The organism is Mesorhizobium sp. WSM4840, from assembly GCF_055811755.1.
In genome coordinates, this window is the sequence record NZ_JBVVQD010000001.1 from 65098 (window position 1) to 81561 (window position 16464).

Below are 16464 nucleotides of genomic sequence, written 5' to 3' on the forward strand. Positions count from 1 at the left end.
CCCCGAAACATCAGGAGCCCATGCCTTTCAGGGCCTTGGCGTTTTCGGCCCACTTGGCGCGCTCGGCGTCCGGCAGCGGAATCAGGCCCTTGTCGGCCAGATAACCATCAGGACCCCATGCACCTTCCGAGGTGTACTCGGCGATGAACTCCTGCATGCCGGGGATGACGCCAACATGCTCCTTCTTGGCATAGACATAGAGCGAGCGGGAAACGCCGTAATCGCCGGATGCGATGTTCTCGAAGGTCGGCTCGACGCCGTCGACCTTGTGGCCCTGCAGCTTGTCGGCGTTCTGGTCAAGGAACGAGAAGCCAAAGATGCCGAAGGCATTGGGGTTGGCTTCCAGCTTCTGGACGATCAGATTGTCGTTTTCGCCTGCCTCGACAAAAGCGCCGTCTTCGCGGATCTCGCCGCAGCCCTTTTCATTAGCCGCCTTCACTTCTTCCTGGCAGGCCGCATCCATGACGAGTTCAACGAACGCATCGCGCGTGCCAGACGTGGGCGGGGGGCCAAGCACCTCGATCTTTGTCGCGGGAAGCGACGCGTCGACATCCGACCAGTTCACGTAGGGATTGGCGACGACCTTGCCGTCAACGGCGACGTTCTTGGCGAGCGCCTTGAAAACCTGCTCCTTGGTCAGATCGACGACAGTCCCTGCCTTCGAGTTCGCCAGTACGATGCCGTCGAAGCCGACCTTGATCTCGACCGGCGTCACGCCGTTTGCCTTGCAGGTTTTAAGTTCGCTGTCCTTGATGGCGCGTGAGGCATTGGTGAAGTCGGCGGTATTTTCGCCGACGCCCTGGCAAAACAGCTTCATGCCGCCGCCGGTGCCAGTCGACTCGACGACCGGGGTCTTGATCTTTCCGCTCTGGCCGAGCTTTTCAGCAACAGCCGTCGTGAAGGGGAACACTGTGGACGAACCGACGATTTGAATCTGGTCGCGCGCGGCGGCATAACCAGCCGACGCGGCGAGCGCAAGCGCCGCGGCCGACGCCGTAAGGAGGAATTTCTTCATGTGGCCTGCTCCTGTTCGGAAAATAGTCTCTCGGCGCCATTCCTTCGGCGCCCGCTGAGGCCAATAGCCTCCGATTATTACAGTCACATGACAGTTTGATGTCAGCCCGGTAACGCGGCACTGCCGTGTCGAAAAGGAAGCGCCGCGGGTCTCGCCGGCACAGCCGTGGTTTGCCGCTGGAATCAGCAGCTTGCACGATTTCCGGCCGACATTTGCCCTCGACAGGCGAACAATTGGCGCCGAAAAAGAAAATCCGGGCGGGAGCGCGTTGCATGCGGCCAAGGAGGTCATGGCCGCGCCATCGCCGAAACAGGTCCGTTGGGGTAAATCTGACCCTGCTTCTTGCCGGCGGTCGCTGCTCCCGCCCGTAACCGGAGGGGCGGAACTCGAATGCGCTTATTGTCCCAACCGGACGCACGCTTTGGTATGGTGCGATCGCACCATAGTCTTGCTCGCAACGCGTCGCCGAATCGCGGCTGAACTCTACGGCCTGACGGGGATGCCAATCCCGCGTTGCGCTGGATTTCTCCGTCCGCGCCGAGCCAGCGCTCGACCTTTTCGAGCAAGGCCCTGGGGCTGATGGGCTTGGGCAGGCAATCGTCCATGCCCGCCTCCGGTCGCGCTAGTCTAGGGACATTGCGGCACTTTGATTTTGCGCATGATCCCCAGCGAAATCGATTCCGATTCTCCGGGTCATGCGCTAGCTTTGCCCCGGTGTATTCCGACGGTTGTCGGCAGAACCGAAGCCGCGTTATAAATCCCGCAAGGGTGTTGCCGATGTTGGGACGGATCCTGCCTTTTTTCCTGTGCCCGATGCTGCTGTTGGGGAGCGGCTGCTCGCGCAGCTACGACGGCACCGTCGTCATTCCGAGGCCGCTTGATGTCCGGCGGTTCTGGGACAGGCCGCCGCAGCAGGCGCAGCCCGAACAGCCGCAGTTGCTGCAGACCGATGTCTTTCCTGTGGCGCCCGAAACGCCGAAAAGGGCGACAGCCTCCGGTATCAAGACTCCCGTGGCGCCGAGAAGGCACACCCGGAGGATTTCCAACGATCCGCCGACGCCGTCATCCGAGCCGACAAAACCGCTCACCTGCAGGAACGTCAGCCAACCCGGAAAACGGGTCCGCATGGTCTGCGAATAGCCGGCCGGCATTCAAACGGTGGCAGCCAAATATCCCTCCTCAAACGCTGCTGCGCACCTGACGCAGCGGTTCGGTCAGACGCGCACGCGATCGCCGAAAGCATGAACTGACTGGTGGGTTTCGGGCTGCCAGATCGATCCGGCGCCCCGATCAATCCGGTGTTACCGCCAGCCACGTTGAAACCTTATCCCGCCTTCGACGTTAAACGGCCCAACGGCGCGCGTCCGTATTGCGGCGCCGCGCGTTTCTTTGGACGCAGAAAGGGCCGCTGTGACGTTCGTTTGGCGCATGGTCCTTGCCGAACCGAAGGGCAGCGTAGCGAAGGTTGATCCCGATTTTTGGGTCATGCGCTGGATGGTCAAAAGGAGACCGCATATGTCGATTCACTTCACTGTCTCGGGCCTGACCAGAAATCTGTTTCACTCGCCCAGAAATCTGTTTCACTCGCTGGGACTGGACCATGAGCGCGCGCCGAGACCTCTCAGTCCTGAGCAAAGTCTTTTGCTGGAATGTTATCTGGCCGGCCAGATTCCGGAATCGGCCTGGAGGGACTACGTCTTCGAGACGCCGGAATTGGCACGCCATGTCAATGCGAGACGCGCCCAACACTGACATCTCGTGAACCTAGAACCGGCCCGATCGCTTGAGGTGACGCTGCCTAGCAACGCTTCGCTGAAATTTGCCCGCCCGGAAACGAGCGGGCTTTGCCTGGGATGACGCCCGGTTACTGTTTGGGCGAGCCGAATTGCAGGGTGAAGACGCTGCCTGCAATCCCTTGGGCGAACGCCGGCGAAAAGCTCAGCGGCAAGCAGCGTTCCAGGGCGGCGATCGCTGCATCGACAAAGGATTGCCGTGCCTTCGCGTCGCCGGTCACATTCATGGCAGTCGGCCTGGGCGGGCCGATCAGCGTGCCGTTGCGCTTGAAACTGAAACTCAATGTGACGGTTGAATTCCCGGCATTCGCCGGAGGGGTCCAGCACGCGTGGATCGCAGCCCCGACATCGTCCATGGTGTTCAGCGATGCGGCATTCGATTGACAGCTGGCGCCTGCCAATATCGAGCCGGCAATCACCGACAGTCCTGTCGTGCGTTTCATTGCAAGTCCTCGTCCTCCGCCTCGCCCGCACAGCAATATGGTACGGACAATGGCGGCGAAGACAATATGTTTGCAAAGGCCAGATGTTTTGCAAAGGCCAGATGTTTTGAAGGCTTGATGCTAAACGACAATCGCGAATGTCAGGCCGCAGCTTCCCGGGAAACAATAGCCCTTGAAACGAAACAAAAAGGCCGGCACATGGCCGACCTTTCCTTCCACCTCGACCGCGCCAGTACATCCGTGGTCACGAATTGGAGGTGAATTGCCAAGCAGTAGATAGGGATTTGGTTAACGAATCCTTAGCTGACGGGGAGCTGCTCGTCGACGCGGCATGGCCAATCTGATCTGCGTTTTGGTGATGAGTGCGGAAAGTCGTCTTTAAATGCGGCACAGACTATTAATCGTTGTGCACCAACATGTTGGCGCGCGAGGCATATCTAAGCAACTATCGTATTCCGGAAGTCGATTTATGGCCGTACTCGGCACTCTCCCCCCCGGCGTTCGCTGTCGACCAATTCGCGAAGCCGATTGGGAAGGAGTGATCGACTGCCTGTGCCGGGGCTTTCCGGAGCGTGACCGGAGTTACTGGATACAAGCGCTGACCCGATTGTCGCAGCGGCCTGCTATCGCCGAATGCCAACAATACGGCTTTGCTTTGGAGAAGACTGGTCGGATCGTCGGCGTCGTGCTGACCCTTTATACCCGTTATCGCAGGCAGGTAGGCGACGAAATCCGCTGCAACCTTTCGAGCTGGTCCGTCGATGAAGAATTCCGCCCCTATGCCATCAAGCTGATTACGACGATTCTCAAGCAAAGGGACGTGACCTACACGAACGTTTCGCCGGCGCCTGCTACATTAAAGCACAATTTGGCGCTCGGCTTTCGCCTCTTTTCCAGCGGACAATTTGCCTTCTTGCCGGCTTTTAGTTCGGTGCAGCGGTCATGTCGCGTGCTCAAAGCTCGTCCCGATCTTGCGGAAATGGCGATGCTGTCCGACAGTGAGAGATACATACTCTCGGAACACGCCGCGCTGGGCTGCCTGTCATTGATTTGCATTTGCGACGGAGCGGCGTTTCCCTTCGTATTGATGCCGCGCCGGATATTGCGCGGTCTTATCCCATCCTATCAGATCGTCTATTGCCGCTCTCTCGCAGATTTGAGCCGGTGCGCCCGTGCCATCGGGCGCTTTCTCTGGCGTAGCGGCATCCTGCTTTGCGTCGTCGACGCCAAGGGACCGATTGCGGGCCTGTTCGGGTGGTACCGCCCCAACAGAGGACTGAAGTACTTCAAGGGCCCCAGACCACCCTCGCTAGGAGATCTGACGTTCACCGAGCTCGTGATATTCGGTCCCTGAACGACAAGCGCAGCATCAATCAGGCCGCGACGATTTGCGGCCGCAATGCCGAAAGCGAACCCCCGCCTCCGGCGAGGGTTCCATTTTTTGAACCTACAATCGCTACTGAGCAGGGGCGGTCTGAGCTGGCGGCGGGGTTGCGGGTGCCGGCGTCATCGTGGCGGCTGGAGGTGGCGGCAATTGGCCAGCGGTCGTCGCCTGCGTTCCTCCCGATTGAGTTTGGTCACACGCCGCCAGGGCAGCAAGCGCCAGACCGAACGCGGCGAATAAGGGTAGTTTGCGGGTCATATACAGTCCCTTCCATGGACGCCACCCGCGCAGGCCTGATCATCAGGACCGCTGCCTCCAGGTCAATCGTGGCTTCGTCGTCGACGCTTCAAACATTCTTACGTCCCGTAAAAGGCGGCGGGCCTTCGGCATCGGTTTAGGTCGGCCTGGGCAAGCAAAACCGTTAGAGCGAAAGCCTCACGCCCCGGCCTGCGACTTCACATAGGCGATATAGCCGCGCACGTCGGCGGCCGGCTCGGCGTAGGCCTTGCCGAGCTTCTTCTCGATCGCCGCCATGTAATCTTTTGCCCATTGGGGCAGCGCGTAGTCGATGACGGCCAGGAATTCGAGCGTCGCCGCCAGGCGGATGTCGGCGATCGACGGGTTCTTGCCGCCGATGAACGGCTTGCCGTTCCTGAAGAAGCTGTGAAAGACCTCCAGCGGCTCGGCAATTGCGGCCGCCGCGGCCTTCTGGGCTTCCGACTTCCTGTCGGGGTCGGCGTCGCTGTGACCAACCTCGCCGGCATATTGCGGGAAGTTCAGCGCAGGATAGGTGGCGCGCGCCACATAGGGGTAGAGCGTGCCGATCAGGTAGAACATGGCGCTGTCGATCATTGCCCGCTTGGCCGGCGCCTTGGGATATAATTTCTCCAGCCCATGCTTGTTGGCGAGATACTGCATAATGGCGCAGCTTTCCCACAGGACGCCTCTCGGCAAGCCCTTGTCCTCGATCATCGGGGTGAGATGGGCCGGGTTTCGCGCCATGTATTCAGGCGAGCGCGTGTGGCCCCATACGTCGGTCTCGGAATGATCGAGCCCGGCCGCGCGTGCAAACACCCGAACGCTCATATTGTTGACGCTCGGCTTCAGCATGCTGAGCGTCAGCGCGGGCTTCTTGCCTGATTTCGCCTTGGTCTTCCGCGCGGATTTCGCGGATGCCTTGGCTGCAGGCTTTGCGGCGGCTTTCGCTGCCGGCTCGGCGGAAGCTTTCGACGCCTTGGCTGCAGGCTTTGTCGCGGCCTTGGCAGCTGGTTTCGTAGCGGCCTTGGCGGCCGGCTTCTTCGCACTCTTCGTTGTCGTCTTTGCCATTGTGTCCTCCCTTTTGTTTGGCCTGTCGTCAGTATGGATTTTTCGGCGCCCGGTCCTCCGACAAGGTCGCGCGGGAGCGCTCGACGAGCGCCTGGATCGCGTCGGCAAGATGCACTTCGGCTATTGCGTAGTCGCTGCGCGCGACGCGGATCTTGTGCGCCTGCATCAGCACATCGGCATGGGTGAAGCCCGCCGGCGGCTCGAAACGGTAGGAGGCGAGCTCGATCAGCAGGCCGAGCGGATCCTCGAAATAGATTGAATCCATAAAACCGCGATCCTTGACGCCGCTGTGCTTGATGCCGCGCACGTCGAGCCGGGCGACCGCCTGCAGGAAGGTGACGCGCGACACCGCAAACGCGATATGATGGACGCAGCCCGTATCGGTCGGCGTGCGCCGCTTGACCGGCGTGCGGCTCTCGTCGGTGAAGATGGTGATCAGCCGGCCGTCACCCGGATCGAAATAGAGATGGCTTTCGCTGGCCTTGTCGAGATTGGGCTGCTCGAAGATAAAAGGCATGCCAAGCACGCCTTCCCAGAAATCGATCGAAGTCTGGCGCCCGGCGCCGACCAGCGTGATGTGATGGACACCCTGCGATTGCAATTTCTGCATTTGGCCCTCTCTCCCTACGATCTTCTCGTCCCGGAACGACCATCGATCTATTCGCCGCGCGACGGATTCGTCCCCGGCGGCGTTCTACGCACCGTCCTGGACCCTTGGCCCCCGTAACATGACGCGATGCTAATTCAATTGAGGGCGCCGCGCCAGAAGCGGCGACGCCGGCCGTGACCGAGGGCAATGCTCGTGTAGGCAAATATTTTGAAATCGTTGGTACGCCCAAGGGGAATCGAACCCTGTTCCCGCCGTGAGAGGGCGTCTACGAAAGCCAGTCTCGTCCCTGCAGAAGGGCACGACGGTTCGCACCCAGCTCGGGGCGGTCAATGCCGACCGGATTTTTATATTTACGACCGATGAGCCGGTGATTGGCACTGACGATATTGCTGTAACCTTCGATGCGACGGACCATTCCAGCTTCGTCACGCTGACCGACACGCAGACGCTGATCAACAAGACGCTGACCAGCCCGACGATTAATGGCGGTACGATTGCATCCGCCACGCTGACCCTGAAGCAGGGCACAGCACCGACGCCGACCGCTGAAGGCGATATCCAGTGGGATAGCGACGATAATCGAATAGTGGTTGGCGATGGCGCAGCCCAAGCTGTTTTTGCCAAGGGGCCGGCGACGACCGTTGACAACACTGTCCCGCGCTTTGACGGCACAAAGGGCGCAACCCAGACGTCGGGTGTCACGATCGATGACAGCGACAAGGTAACCGCTTCAGGCGGCTTTTATGTCGGCTCGGCTCGTGTCGGCGGCACTCCTGATGCAGTTATGGAGGATCAGAAGTCGTCCGGGACAGGGGGCGGAACGCCGGTTGCTACGACCTGGACGACGCATGCTCTCAACACCGAAGTTCGCGACCCGTCAGGCCTGGTATCAATCTCCTCCGACCAGATCACTCCGACTGTTGATGGTTGGGTCGAATGGGAGATTAGATCCTATACCATCGGTAGTTTCGGCTCACGCTTGCAAAACATCACCGATGGCACGACCGCCGGGATGGGTATGCTGGGTAACGGAAACAACGGGCCAAGCTCAGGTGCGACATCGACAGGCGGCGCGCCGGTCGTCGCCAGCAAGGCCTTTGCGATCCAGTACTACGCCTCGACCGCCCCCGCGAACGGCCTTGGCCTGGCTCTTTCGCAGGGAACAGAAGTCTACGCCCGGGTGAAATTCTGGAGGACGACATGAAATACGCCCGCATCATTGATGGCGTTGTGGATTCGATTTCGTACGATCTGCCCTATTTCGAAGGCGGCGCGGAGCCGGGATGGACAAAGGTTCCCGACGATGTTTTCGCCGGCTTTTCATTCGATGGTGAGAAGTTCACCGGCCCAGAGCCAACGCCGCCGCCTCGTAAGACAGTTCTGAAATCGCTTGTGCAGGCTCGTATCATCGAAGCTGGCAAGATGGCTTCCGCCTACGCCGCCTTGACGCAAAACCCGGTCTATTTCGCCCGCTGGTTTGCTCCCGATCGACCCGAGGTCTACTGCGACGACCCGGACGCCCATCCTGCTAGTCACGGCTCTTGGCCTCGACCCTGACGCGATTCTCGCGCCTATCGAGGCCAGATAAAGATTTCTAGCGGGTGTGTTTCTCAAGTGGAACATTAGCACATGCTAATGATTGTCTGTGAGCGGCGGGCACGCCCCTCTCGCCTGCTCGCTGCAGATCGGGACCCTAACCCGATCGGGCCCGCGCTCTCCGCCAGAGGCGCGGGCTTTCTCCATAGCCGTTACCGGTTTAGCCTTTCGACGGTCTCAATGATTGCCTTCGCGAGTGCTTCGCCCTCGTGGATAGGCTCGGGACCATAGAGCAGCAAGACAGCTTCTTCGCTCGGCAGCACACCAGCCGGGCAGGTCTGTTCAATAGCCATGCGAACCAGCTTGAGCGCGGCCCAGGCGTCTTGGATCGTCTCTGGCGCTTCCACTGCATTCTCGCTGAGATGGTCGGCCCGACAGCCGCTGCGGAGTAGGCAATCGACCGCCGGGCCTAACCGGCGGGGGTTTGGGCGTGTCCGCCGGCTGGGACGAATAATAAGCCGTTTCATGCATCATTACTAATTTAGTAAAATGGTCACGTTCCGTTCCCCTGGCTGTCAAATCGGATGAGCCTAGAGTCAATTTGGTGCCTAAAAGAGTGAGTGCCGGCGGCCGGCTACAATTTATTCCTCCGATGATGCCGACCCTGGTAGCTAAGCCGCCCCAAGGTGACGGATGGACTCACGAAGTCAAATTCGACGGCTACCGGCTCCCAGATCATCATCGACGCCGGCGGCGCTCGGATTTTCACCCGCCGCGGGCTCGACTGGACCTCCAAATACCGCGACCTAGCTGCGGCGGCGCGAACGCTGGACGTCGAGAATGCCATCATCGACGGCGAAGTCGTCGTCTTGAATGAGGCTGGCCTTTCGGATTTTGCCGCACTGCGCAAGGCAATCACCAGGCGCCAGCACGACCTCTATTTCGTCGCGTTCGATCTGCTGCATCTCAACGGCCACGACTTGCGCGACATGCTTGCCAAGACGTGGCTCGCGGACCTAATCTGAATGTTTGGCGAGCCCACCCCGGCACGCGGCCGGAATGGGTAGCGCGGCTAGACGGGAGGTTACCATGAAAATTGCATCGCTACTTGCAATCGGCTGGATCGTATCCTGCGGAATCGCCTCCTTTGCTTCGGCAGAGGATGCGCACACTGTGATCACTCCCAACGAGGTTAAGTGGGGCCCGGGTCCAAAAACGCTCCCTGCCGGAGCAGAGGCGGCAGTCTTGTTCGGCGATCCGACCAAGGAAGGTCCGTTTGCCCTTCGGCTCAAATTGCCGGCTGGGTATGCGATCGCGCCGCACACGCATCCAGGGCTTGAGGTTGACACAGTAATATCGGGGACCATTAATCTTGGCATGGGCGAGACCGCCGACCGGAGCGCCGCCAAAGCAATTCCTGCGGGCGGCTTCTTCGCTTTGCCGCCCGACACGGCGCATTTTGCTTACTTCGACGAGGAGACGGTGCTCCAACTCACCAATAATGGCCCGTGGAGCATCAAGTACATCAATCCGGCGGACGATCCTCGAAAGACGCAATAGCTACGACGGCTTAAATCGAACCTGCCCCGCCGCGCTCGGCGGCGGGGTGCCATTGCCGAGGGCAGGTTGAAGTGGGTACCCAAAGCGGGACTCAGGCCGTGGGTACCAAGCGTTGGATTTTCACCGCTAGAAAGCCAAAGGCAAAGTGAGACGCCTCTACCTGGATTTTCGCTAGGTCGCTAGCAGCCGCCCGAATTTCATCGGCAGTCACCTCAAAGAATTGGTGTGTTGCATTTTGCCGGTTGAATGAGAGTTTCTGCCAAGCCTTCTTTTCTACGAGGTATGCGCTCCACGGACCGTGAACGACACGATTGCGAAACGTGTTGAGTTCGCGCATCTGCTGGACGAGGCGATCGCGCTCGGCAAAGTCATTCGGTTCGGTGGTGTGTTGGTCGATGATCTGACCATACAGAGTGATTTTGTTATTCAAGTTGTTCGCTTTCCGCAGCTTCGGTTGGTCGGCGCCAAGCGCGGACAGCCAATGATCGATATGGAATTCCAGAAATCCAAACTGCATTATCAAGCGCCCTATCGGCTCGTAAAAATCGCTGTCGTAGCGCTCGATCATCTCCGATACGGATTTTGGACGTTCCATTATCGTGCTCACACTGACGAAAAACGCAACGAGCCGATGAAGCGGATGCTTTAAGAAGGCCGCGCCGTTGCCGCACAAGATAGCGAGAAGGTTGCAAAGAGTCCGGCCGAAAGAAAATGAGGGCCCTGAGCTAATATCAACCCAAAAGCAAAGAGTGGGCGTCCCCTATTGCCGACGCCCTCGCTTTCAGGATTATATTCCTCCCCGTTGCGGCGAGCCCTTCAACGGAGATCGCCATGCCCCAAAAGACCCTCGCCGACACCCTGGCCGCCCGCGAAACCATCTATGTCAATTGCGGGCATCCGATGTGCTGCAAATCGACGAATTGCAAGGCTGCCGGCCGTGTCCGCCGGCAGGTGTTCTTCACATGCATCCCTGACTACGAAGGCCAGCAGCGGGCGCGCAATCGCGATTGGAAGCCAACTTTCGAACGAAGGGGCTGAAGGTGGCCGGCGCCACTGTGGAGCGGTGCCTCATGTTTGCTGCGAGAGCAATGCCCGTTTCCATGCTAGTCCACCATGTCACGCAACGGCTTTTTGCGCTTCGGTGGCCTGTACTTCTCGACTAGCCTGATGTCGAGTCACCAGTGGTCCCAGGTCGATCGTCCACGCCGCCCGTGGCACACGCGAGGTGAACGTCGCCCTGGTCACCGACACGCTGGTGCCCTTGGTGTCGCTGATGACCTCGATCCTGGCCTCCAGCTGCTTGACCAGCGCCTCGACGATGGCTGTCCCCAAGCCCGCGCTCGACGGCTCGCTGGTGAGTTTGCCGGTGCCGTTGTCCGACACTGTCAGCTTCCAGTCGCCGCCGTCGGTTTCGTAAGACACCTGGATCAGCGCCTTGGCCTTCTCCATCGGAAAGGCATATTTGATCGCGTTCAGAACGAGCTCGGTGACGATCAGGCCGAGGCTCACCGCCTTCTGCGAGTCTATCCTGCCGCCATGTGCCGTGACGTTAACCGCGATCGGCTGGTCTTCACCAACCATCGAGACGGCCAGGCTGCTGCACAGCTTCGACAGATAGGACACGACGTCGATCTCTTCGACGCCGGTCGTGGTGTGGAGGTGGCGCTGCACTTCGGCGACCGACAGAACCCGCTGATGGGCATCCTTCAAATGCTGACGAGTTTCCTCTGATGTGACGGAGCGGGCCTTCAACAAAAGGATACTGGCGATGATCTGCAGGCTGTTGGCGACCCGGTGCTCCATTTCGCGCAGCAGCACATCCTTTTGCCGCAGCAGGTCTTCGGTGCGGGCGAGAAGCTCTTCCTTTTCCCTCTCGATGGCACGGCGGGCCGTGATGTCGTTGAAGGCGAGTAGGATGGTCACGGCTGAACTGTGGTCGTAGAGAACCTTTCGGGCGTTGAGCAGCATTGTTCGCGGTCCGATATTCGGGAAATCATGCTCGACCTCAAAACCGTCCATGGCGGTCTTCTCGGGGATGATCGTCTCCAGGAGCAGGCGCAGTGCCGGAATGTCCCACTGGCCGTCGCCGAGCGCATAGAGCAGCGAGCCGCGCGTCTGCTCGGGGTCGACCTTGAAGGTCTGGTAGAAGGAGCGGCTGGCCGCCAGCACGCGAAACTTCTCGTCAAGGACGACGAAGGGCTCGGCGATCGTGTTGACGATGGCCTGCGCCAACGTCTGCACATCTTCGATATTGGCAATGGGATGAAACAAGGCTTGCAGCCGATCCGGGGATTTTGCCCCTCTTGAGGGTCTATACACTGTTGCCGGGCCGATGTCGCGAAATGAATCAGCCGCCAAAGCGGGCGGCGATCGATCAGGCTGGAGGTCCACAAGCTGTCGAGGAACTGAAGCGCTCGCCTTGTGGGAAAGTGGCCGGCGCCACTTGGGGGGCGTTGGGGTAGATTGCCTTGTCGGGCGCCGGCCTAGCGGATTGGGGTCCGCCGCCTTGATACTACCGAGCTTGGGGAGATCCGAGTAATTCCGTGATCGCGGAAGTCATTGTGGAGGAACTCAATCCAAATGGTCGCGTTACGCTACCTAAGGATTTTTTCCGATGGCTGACGATAGGGACAGAACACCCAGCAGGGCCCCTGACGACTCTATCGTTCAGCGCTTGGTTAAAGAGGCGAATATAACCGAAGAGCAGGCTCGCGAGCTTATCGCTCTTCTGGGGCCCGACTGGCCGTCACTTATGCGGGAAGCCCGATTTCTAACTCGAAAACGCTAGTCGCAGTGAGTTACTGCAATGGACCCGTGGCAAATCGATAACGTGTACGTTGAGAGTGCGCGGTTGCAGGCTAAAGCCACGCGGACCTCGATTGCGGGCCTGCGCTCCACCATTGAAGAGAGCCGGCGCATTCTCGCTCGATCCCAAGAACTGTTGCGCCGCATCCATCAACAGGAAAGTTGCGCCATACAGATGCAGGCGACGACAACCTACATCGTTAGCGTATTCGAAACGCCGCATTGGCGCACGGTCTTGACCACCAAGGTCAAGGCCAAGGCAGAAGCCATGGCAAAAGAGATCGGCGACAAGGTGCAGGTCGAGGAAAATCAAGCCGAAGCCGAAGAGGCGTTAGGCGCCGGATATATTTTTCAGCCGACGGAACCTTTGTGCCCGCCCAGTGTTGTGACCATGGTTCCCGCATAGGGACCATAAAGGGCCTTGTCCCCTCTTGGCCCTAGTTTGAGTCCGCTGTCTCCCGGAAGTGTCCAGCTGCGCAACGTTCGCGCTTTTGGAGCCGTCGACAGCGGACCCGACATATCTCCCTCATTTCCGCAGCCTCACGCCGGCGCCGCCGCCATTCTCGGGGATGAACTCGACGCCGGCCGCTTCGAGCGCAGCGCGCATCTTGTCCACGCTGCTGACGCGAGCATCCTGACCAGCTTCAAAGCGATTGACAGTATTCCCTCCAACGCCCGCCGCTTTGGCAAGATCGAGGGTGCTCCAATTGAGGGCTGCACGCCCCATACGGCATTGAACTGGCTTCATATGGTGGTTTTATCACCAAAAGGCATTGACAGCAACTTGGTTATGGCGTTACCGCTAATGGTGTGAATATCACCACTAAGAGGAAATGCACATGCCGAACACACCTGTTCGGGCAGCCGCCGAAGGCATGCCCGCGATCAACCGCCGCCGCCTTCTGCTTGGCCTCGCGGCTACTTCAACCGCCGCTGCCGCTGCGGCGGCCTTGGCTGCCGCTTCAACGATCATCGACGCGACCGCCGCGCCGTCTGTCGCTGACGCGATCCCAGCTACGCGGAAGAAAACCAGTCTCGATGCAATGCTGCTGGATCTGCCGCCGGAAGAGGCTCAGCGGTTGAGGCTAGAAATTTTCGCGATCATCGCCGCAGTCAAAGAGATGTGCGCCCGAGGCGAAGATCGCCAATCGATCAGGAATTTTGTCAGAACCCGGTGTCAGCAAAACGAGATGGACTGGAAGAGGGAACGGGGAATATGAGCACCGCACCGCGCCTTCGCGAATGTCCATTCGACGCCAGCCGCGAGCTCCAGGTCGAGCATTTCGACGGCGACGACTATCACGTCAAGTGCAAGCGCTGCGGCGCACAGGGGCCCGACTGCCGACACATGGGCAGAAGCAGAACGTCTTTGGAATGACCGCGACGGAAGTGACAAGCACTAACCCGCCCCACACCAGCAAGCCCGCTGCCTCACGGTGGCGGGCTTTTCACAACTGACAACTCGAACGGCGCAAATTAGCAATTGCTGATGCTTTATGCTTAGCTGGAAAATCATCGTTCAAAAGAGAGGGGTTGAACAAATGTCTACATCACGTCGGGCATTGCTTTCCTTGCTGAGTGCAACTGTCGTATGCGCCGCCATTATCGGTATCGCGTCTGCGAAAGGCGGTGGTGGCGGCGGCCGCAAGGGCGGGCGTGACGGAGCGATGGACACGGGAACCGGCCTAGTAACCAGCCCGGAGAGCGGAACCAGCCCGGTGCAGGTTAAAACTTTCAAATCCTTCCAAGGCAAGGCATGCAACCGTGACTACAAACTGCTTTGCCCAAACACACCGATCGGCAAATGCGATCTTGTAGGCAAGAGCGGGCAGTTGTCACCCAAGTGCAAGGCCTTCGTAGAGACGCACCGATAAAAATCCCACTGCTGACCGCATTGACCCGCGCCGCCGACACGAACGCTGCTATCGATCTATCTCGCGACGGGTCCGCTGCCTCACGGTCGTGGGCTTTTTTTCGATGAGGAACCTTACGCTGCGGCGGCCGTTGAACCCCCACCCCAAAGGGAGATCACAAATGGCCGACGACTCAAACGAAGCCGCAAAGCCGACGGAGACGCAGCGGGAAGCACAGGAAGCCTTGGAGAAGCAAGTTGCGCAGCTGAAGCGCGAGATCAACAAGATCAATCGAACGCTCGCGGAGCGCGCTGAAGAGGTGGTCGAGGAAGCTACTGGTTGGTATGAGGGCGCTGCTGATAGCGTGTCTCGGACAACGCAAGCACTTCGCAATAGGGCGTCTACTGCTTCCGGTGTCGTTCAAGAAAATCCTGGCACGGTGTCGTCCGCCTTCATGCTGGGCGCGGCTGTAGGCTTGCTGTTGGGCCTTGTTCTTGTGGCCGGCGACCAACGCCGGGACCGCTGGATCTAACATGCCCCCAAATGAGGGCCAGAGCTCGCTGCCTCACGGTTGGCGGGCTTTTCCGGTATTATGGAGCAAACTCACCAAATATGATGATGTTTGCCGCCTATAACGGTGACTTTATTTCGCCGGCGTCTTGGAAAGCGAGGGTGGTTGCTAGGGGGTCTACCGCCATCATTGCGGTCATGATCTCTGCAAAATCCTCGCCATCAATCTGGACCATCCAAAGGTTGCCCCGCTCCGGCGCATCGGTCCTGAAAGTCAGGAAGACAGCGCCGCTTTCCGAGGCGGTGGCGTCAACGACAGTCACCCGAACTGGATAGTGCTTATCTTCGGAAATGGCCGTGTCACGTGCCCTACGATGCGCTCTCAGAGCCATCCTGCCTCCTAGACCTCAAGGCTAACTTGCCGGACGCCGATCACGTCCCATGCACATCATGAAAAACGCGGCGGTGACCGCCCACGTCGGCCCATCATCGCCCTCATGTTGCATTCATGTCGCGTGGGACCTGCCGATAGTCGCAGGAAACGCTTGGAAAGCAACAAGGCGGTTCCGGCTCACGCCGAATCTGTTCACGGAAATTCGCGGGCGTTTATTCGATGCATATTCGACGCATCGCTGGCATTTTTGCTAAGTCCTTGAAATCGTTGGTACGCCCAAGGGGAATCGAACCCCTGTTCCCGCCGTGAGAGGGCGGTGTCCTGACCGCTAGACGATGGGCGCGTTCAAGAACCGGCGATATAGGCTGACGGCTGGGAAAAAGCAACTGGCCTTCGGACAGTCTATGGTGCCGGGAAAACATCAGTCGCAAGCCTATCGTTTTGGCTCGATGAGGTCCCAGAGATTTCCATGGAGATCGGCGAAAACCGCCACAATGCCATAGGCCTCGTGCCGAGGCGCCTCACGGAATTCAACGCCCTTTTGGAGCATTGCCGCGTGGTCGCGGACAAAATCGTCGGTTTCAAGAAACAAAAAGACGCGGCCGCCGGTCTGGTTGCCGACGCTATCCCTTTGCGCATCATCGGCCGCTTCGGCCAGAAGCAGCCGCGCGCCCTGTTCGTTGGCCGGCGCCACCGTGACCCAGCGCTTGCCGCCGCCCAGATCGACGTCCTCGGTGAGCAAAAAGCCCAACCTGTCGACATACCAGGCGATCGCCTCGTCGTAATTGGGAACGACAAGCGCGACCGTGGCGATGCGGCGATTTTCCGCAAAAGCAGTCATTTGTTGCGGATCGAAAAGCGACCGATGATACGGCGCTCGGTGAAGTCGTAGACAAAAATGGCGCGGCTGCCGTCGGCAAGCTCCGCATCGATGGAGACGCGGTTGCCGGAGAGCGACTGGCTGATGACCTTGGCGCCGACCGGCAGCACGATGTCGCCGGTCAGCGGCTCGCCTGATGGCACCTGGATGTCGCCGGCTAGTGATGGATTATTGGGCGGCGAGCTGGCCGGCGGCGTGGTGCGCGTTTTGTAGACAAGGGCAGCGATCACCACCATAAGGGCGAGGAACAGCAGGCCGAGATTGATCGCGACGAAGCGGACGAGCTTCTTGCGCACCTTTTCGACTTCGGGGTCGAGCGGCTTTTCCTCGTCTTCGTCGGCAGCAGCCATGGCAA

General features: G+C 59.5%; 23 protein-coding genes and 1 tRNA gene. 13 read left to right on the forward strand and 11 right to left on the reverse strand.

The window, feature by feature from the left end; all coding sequences use genetic code 11:
- Positions 1-10: 10 nt before the first annotated feature.
- Positions 11-1015 carry a PstS family phosphate ABC transporter substrate-binding protein gene (locus AC0L3I_RS00340; RefSeq protein ID WP_123150221.1) on the reverse strand — a complete coding sequence of 335 codons (1005 nt, stop codon included), beginning with the start codon at positions 1013-1015 and terminating at the stop codon, positions 11-13.
- A gap of 777 nt (positions 1016-1792) precedes the next feature.
- Here AC0L3I_RS00340 and AC0L3I_RS00345 point away from each other — a divergent pair.
- Positions 1793-2155 carry a hypothetical protein gene (locus AC0L3I_RS00345; RefSeq protein WP_473525591.1) on the forward strand — a complete coding sequence of 121 codons (363 nt, stop codon included), beginning with the start codon at positions 1793-1795 and terminating at the stop codon, positions 2153-2155.
- A gap of 375 nt (positions 2156-2530) precedes the next feature.
- Complete coding sequence (locus AC0L3I_RS00350) at positions 2531-2767, forward strand: hypothetical protein (protein ID WP_473525980.1); 237 nt, start codon at positions 2531-2533, stop codon at positions 2765-2767.
- 112 nt (positions 2768-2879) lie between these two features.
- Here the strand turns inward: AC0L3I_RS00350 and AC0L3I_RS00355 are convergent, their stop codons facing one another.
- The gene (locus AC0L3I_RS00355; RefSeq protein ID WP_473525592.1) at positions 2880-3251 is read right to left on the reverse strand and encodes a hypothetical protein; all 372 of its coding nucleotides are present in this window, start codon (positions 3249-3251) and stop codon (positions 2880-2882) included.
- A gap of 469 nt (positions 3252-3720) precedes the next feature.
- Here AC0L3I_RS00355 and AC0L3I_RS00360 point away from each other — a divergent pair, with 469 nt between their 5' ends.
- The gene (locus AC0L3I_RS00360) at positions 3721-4605 is read left to right on the forward strand and encodes a hypothetical protein (protein WP_473525593.1); all 885 of its coding nucleotides are present in this window, start codon (positions 3721-3723) and stop codon (positions 4603-4605) included.
- A gap of 465 nt (positions 4606-5070) precedes the next feature.
- Here AC0L3I_RS00360 and AC0L3I_RS00365 read toward each other — a convergent pair whose 3' ends face one another.
- Both AC0L3I_RS00365 and AC0L3I_RS00370 read right to left on the reverse strand, forming a co-directional pair.
- On the reverse strand, positions 5071-5961 hold the full coding sequence (locus AC0L3I_RS00365; protein WP_473525594.1) for a glutathione S-transferase family protein: 891 nt from the start codon (positions 5959-5961) through the stop codon (positions 5071-5073).
- Between the two features lie 28 nt (positions 5962-5989).
- Positions 5990-6571: a VOC family protein gene (locus AC0L3I_RS00370; RefSeq protein WP_473525595.1), complete on the reverse strand. Its 582-nt coding sequence runs from the start codon at positions 6569-6571 to the stop codon at positions 5990-5992.
- A gap of 367 nt (positions 6572-6938) precedes the next feature.
- Here AC0L3I_RS00370 and AC0L3I_RS00375 point away from each other — a divergent pair, with 367 nt between their 5' ends.
- On the forward strand, positions 6939-7775 hold the full coding sequence (locus tag AC0L3I_RS00375) for a hypothetical protein (protein ID WP_473525596.1): 837 nt from the start codon (positions 6939-6941) through the stop codon (positions 7773-7775).
- Positions 7772-8128, forward strand: a complete 357-nt coding sequence (locus AC0L3I_RS00380; protein ID WP_473525597.1) for a hypothetical protein — start codon at positions 7772-7774, stop codon at positions 8126-8128. The genes AC0L3I_RS00375 and AC0L3I_RS00380 overlap by 4 nt, the downstream gene beginning before the upstream one ends.
- Positions 8129-8319: 191 nt before the next feature.
- Here AC0L3I_RS00380 and AC0L3I_RS00385 read toward each other — a convergent pair whose 3' ends face one another.
- A complete protein-coding gene (locus tag AC0L3I_RS00385) occupies positions 8320-8514 on the reverse strand; it encodes a hypothetical protein (RefSeq protein WP_473525598.1) in 195 nt (64 codons plus the stop codon).
- A 279-nt stretch (positions 8515-8793) separates the two neighbouring features.
- Here AC0L3I_RS00385 and AC0L3I_RS00390 point away from each other — a divergent pair, with 279 nt between their 5' ends.
- Positions 8794-9132, forward strand: coding sequence for an ATP-dependent DNA ligase (locus AC0L3I_RS00390; protein WP_473525599.1), 339 nt, complete (start codon positions 8794-8796; stop codon positions 9130-9132).
- Positions 9133-9196: 64 nt separating this feature from the next.
- A complete protein-coding gene (locus AC0L3I_RS00395) occupies positions 9197-9667 on the forward strand; it encodes a cupin domain-containing protein (protein ID WP_473525600.1) in 471 nt (156 codons plus the stop codon).
- A gap of 91 nt (positions 9668-9758) precedes the next feature.
- Here AC0L3I_RS00395 and AC0L3I_RS00400 read toward each other — a convergent pair whose 3' ends face one another.
- The gene (locus tag AC0L3I_RS00400) at positions 9759-10262 is read right to left on the reverse strand and encodes a hypothetical protein (protein ID WP_473525601.1); all 504 of its coding nucleotides are present in this window, start codon (positions 10260-10262) and stop codon (positions 9759-9761) included.
- A gap of 236 nt (positions 10263-10498) precedes the next feature.
- Between AC0L3I_RS00400 and AC0L3I_RS00405 the strand changes: the two genes are divergently transcribed.
- On the forward strand, positions 10499-10705 hold the full coding sequence (locus AC0L3I_RS00405; protein ID WP_473525602.1) for a hypothetical protein: 207 nt from the start codon (positions 10499-10501) through the stop codon (positions 10703-10705).
- A 78-nt stretch (positions 10706-10783) separates the two neighbouring features.
- Here AC0L3I_RS00405 and AC0L3I_RS00410 read toward each other — a convergent pair whose 3' ends face one another.
- Positions 10784-11938 carry a sensor histidine kinase gene (locus AC0L3I_RS00410; protein ID WP_473525603.1) on the reverse strand — a complete coding sequence of 385 codons (1155 nt, stop codon included), beginning with the start codon at positions 11936-11938 and terminating at the stop codon, positions 10784-10786.
- A 535-nt stretch (positions 11939-12473) separates the two neighbouring features.
- Between AC0L3I_RS00410 and AC0L3I_RS00415 the strand changes: the two genes are divergently transcribed.
- From AC0L3I_RS00415 to AC0L3I_RS00435, 5 genes are all read left to right on the forward strand, one after another.
- Entirely contained in the window at positions 12474-12878 is a 405-nt protein-coding gene (locus AC0L3I_RS00415) for a hypothetical protein (protein WP_473525604.1), read from the forward strand.
- Between the two features lie 15 nt (positions 12879-12893).
- Positions 12894-13286 carry a hypothetical protein gene (locus AC0L3I_RS00420; RefSeq protein ID WP_473525605.1) on the forward strand — a complete coding sequence of 131 codons (393 nt, stop codon included), beginning with the start codon at positions 12894-12896 and terminating at the stop codon, positions 13284-13286.
- 25 nt (positions 13287-13311) lie between these two features.
- Complete coding sequence (locus tag AC0L3I_RS00425; RefSeq protein WP_473525606.1) at positions 13312-13692, forward strand: hypothetical protein; 381 nt, start codon at positions 13312-13314, stop codon at positions 13690-13692.
- Between the two features lie 276 nt (positions 13693-13968).
- On the forward strand, positions 13969-14346 hold the full coding sequence (locus AC0L3I_RS00430) for a hypothetical protein (RefSeq protein WP_473525607.1): 378 nt from the start codon (positions 13969-13971) through the stop codon (positions 14344-14346).
- 160 nt (positions 14347-14506) lie between these two features.
- Positions 14507-14857: a hypothetical protein gene (locus AC0L3I_RS00435; RefSeq protein ID WP_473525608.1), complete on the forward strand. Its 351-nt coding sequence runs from the start codon at positions 14507-14509 to the stop codon at positions 14855-14857.
- Positions 14858-14954: 97 nt separating this feature from the next.
- Here AC0L3I_RS00435 and AC0L3I_RS00440 read toward each other — a convergent pair whose 3' ends face one another.
- The 4 genes from AC0L3I_RS00440 to AC0L3I_RS00455 all read right to left on the reverse strand — a co-directional run bounded on the left by AC0L3I_RS00440 (position 14955) and on the right by AC0L3I_RS00455 (position 16459).
- Positions 14955-15227, reverse strand: a complete 273-nt coding sequence (locus tag AC0L3I_RS00440; RefSeq protein ID WP_473525609.1) for a hypothetical protein — start codon at positions 15225-15227, stop codon at positions 14955-14957.
- 270 nt (positions 15228-15497) lie between these two features.
- A tRNA-Glu gene (locus AC0L3I_RS00445) sits at positions 15498-15572 on the reverse strand.
- 90 nt (positions 15573-15662) lie between these two features.
- On the reverse strand, positions 15663-16070 hold the full coding sequence (locus tag AC0L3I_RS00450; RefSeq protein ID WP_473525610.1) for a VOC family protein: 408 nt from the start codon (positions 16068-16070) through the stop codon (positions 15663-15665).
- The gene (locus tag AC0L3I_RS00455; protein WP_473525611.1) at positions 16067-16459 is read right to left on the reverse strand and encodes a fimbrial protein; all 393 of its coding nucleotides are present in this window, start codon (positions 16457-16459) and stop codon (positions 16067-16069) included. The genes AC0L3I_RS00450 and AC0L3I_RS00455 overlap by 4 nt, the downstream gene beginning before the upstream one ends.
- Positions 16460-16464: the final 5 nt, after the last annotated feature.

What these genes read in the sequence shown, in the direction of transcription:
- AC0L3I_RS00340 (WP_123150221.1), bottom strand. Translation starts at nt 1,015, where the DNA reads ATGAAGAAATTCCTCCTTACGGCGTCGGCCGCGGCGCTTGCGCTCGCC.
- AC0L3I_RS00345 (WP_473525591.1), top strand. Translation starts at nt 1,793, where the DNA reads ATGTTGGGACGGATCCTGCCTTTTTTCCTGTGCCCGATGCTGCTGTTG.
- AC0L3I_RS00350 (WP_473525980.1), top strand. Translation starts at nt 2,531, where the DNA reads ATGTCGATTCACTTCACTGTCTCGGGCCTGACCAGAAATCTGTTTCAC.
- AC0L3I_RS00355 (WP_473525592.1), bottom strand. Translation starts at nt 3,251, where the DNA reads ATGAAACGCACGACAGGACTGTCGGTGATTGCCGGCTCGATATTGGCA.
- AC0L3I_RS00360 (WP_473525593.1), top strand. Translation starts at nt 3,721, where the DNA reads ATGGCCGTACTCGGCACTCTCCCCCCCGGCGTTCGCTGTCGACCAATT.
- AC0L3I_RS00365 (WP_473525594.1), bottom strand. Translation starts at nt 5,961, where the DNA reads ATGGCAAAGACGACAACGAAGAGTGCGAAGAAGCCGGCCGCCAAGGCC.
- AC0L3I_RS00370 (WP_473525595.1), bottom strand. Translation starts at nt 6,571, where the DNA reads ATGCAGAAATTGCAATCGCAGGGTGTCCATCACATCACGCTGGTCGGC.
- AC0L3I_RS00380 (WP_473525597.1), top strand. Translation starts at nt 7,772, where the DNA reads ATGAAATACGCCCGCATCATTGATGGCGTTGTGGATTCGATTTCGTAC.
- AC0L3I_RS00395 (WP_473525600.1), top strand. Translation starts at nt 9,197, where the DNA reads ATGAAAATTGCATCGCTACTTGCAATCGGCTGGATCGTATCCTGCGGA.
- AC0L3I_RS00400 (WP_473525601.1), bottom strand. Translation starts at nt 10,262, where the DNA reads ATGGAACGTCCAAAATCCGTATCGGAGATGATCGAGCGCTACGACAGC.
- AC0L3I_RS00405 (WP_473525602.1), top strand. Translation starts at nt 10,499, where the DNA reads ATGCCCCAAAAGACCCTCGCCGACACCCTGGCCGCCCGCGAAACCATC.
- AC0L3I_RS00415 (WP_473525604.1), top strand. Translation starts at nt 12,474, where the DNA reads ATGGACCCGTGGCAAATCGATAACGTGTACGTTGAGAGTGCGCGGTTG.
- AC0L3I_RS00425 (WP_473525606.1), top strand. Translation starts at nt 13,312, where the DNA reads ATGCCGAACACACCTGTTCGGGCAGCCGCCGAAGGCATGCCCGCGATC.
- AC0L3I_RS00430 (WP_473525607.1), top strand. Translation starts at nt 13,969, where the DNA reads ATGCTTAGCTGGAAAATCATCGTTCAAAAGAGAGGGGTTGAACAAATG.
- AC0L3I_RS00435 (WP_473525608.1), top strand. Translation starts at nt 14,507, where the DNA reads ATGGCCGACGACTCAAACGAAGCCGCAAAGCCGACGGAGACGCAGCGG.
- AC0L3I_RS00440 (WP_473525609.1), bottom strand. Translation starts at nt 15,227, where the DNA reads ATGGCTCTGAGAGCGCATCGTAGGGCACGTGACACGGCCATTTCCGAA.
- AC0L3I_RS00450 (WP_473525610.1), bottom strand. Translation starts at nt 16,070, where the DNA reads ATGACTGCTTTTGCGGAAAATCGCCGCATCGCCACGGTCGCGCTTGTC.
- AC0L3I_RS00455 (WP_473525611.1), bottom strand. Translation starts at nt 16,459, where the DNA reads ATGGCTGCTGCCGACGAAGACGAGGAAAAGCCGCTCGACCCCGAAGTC.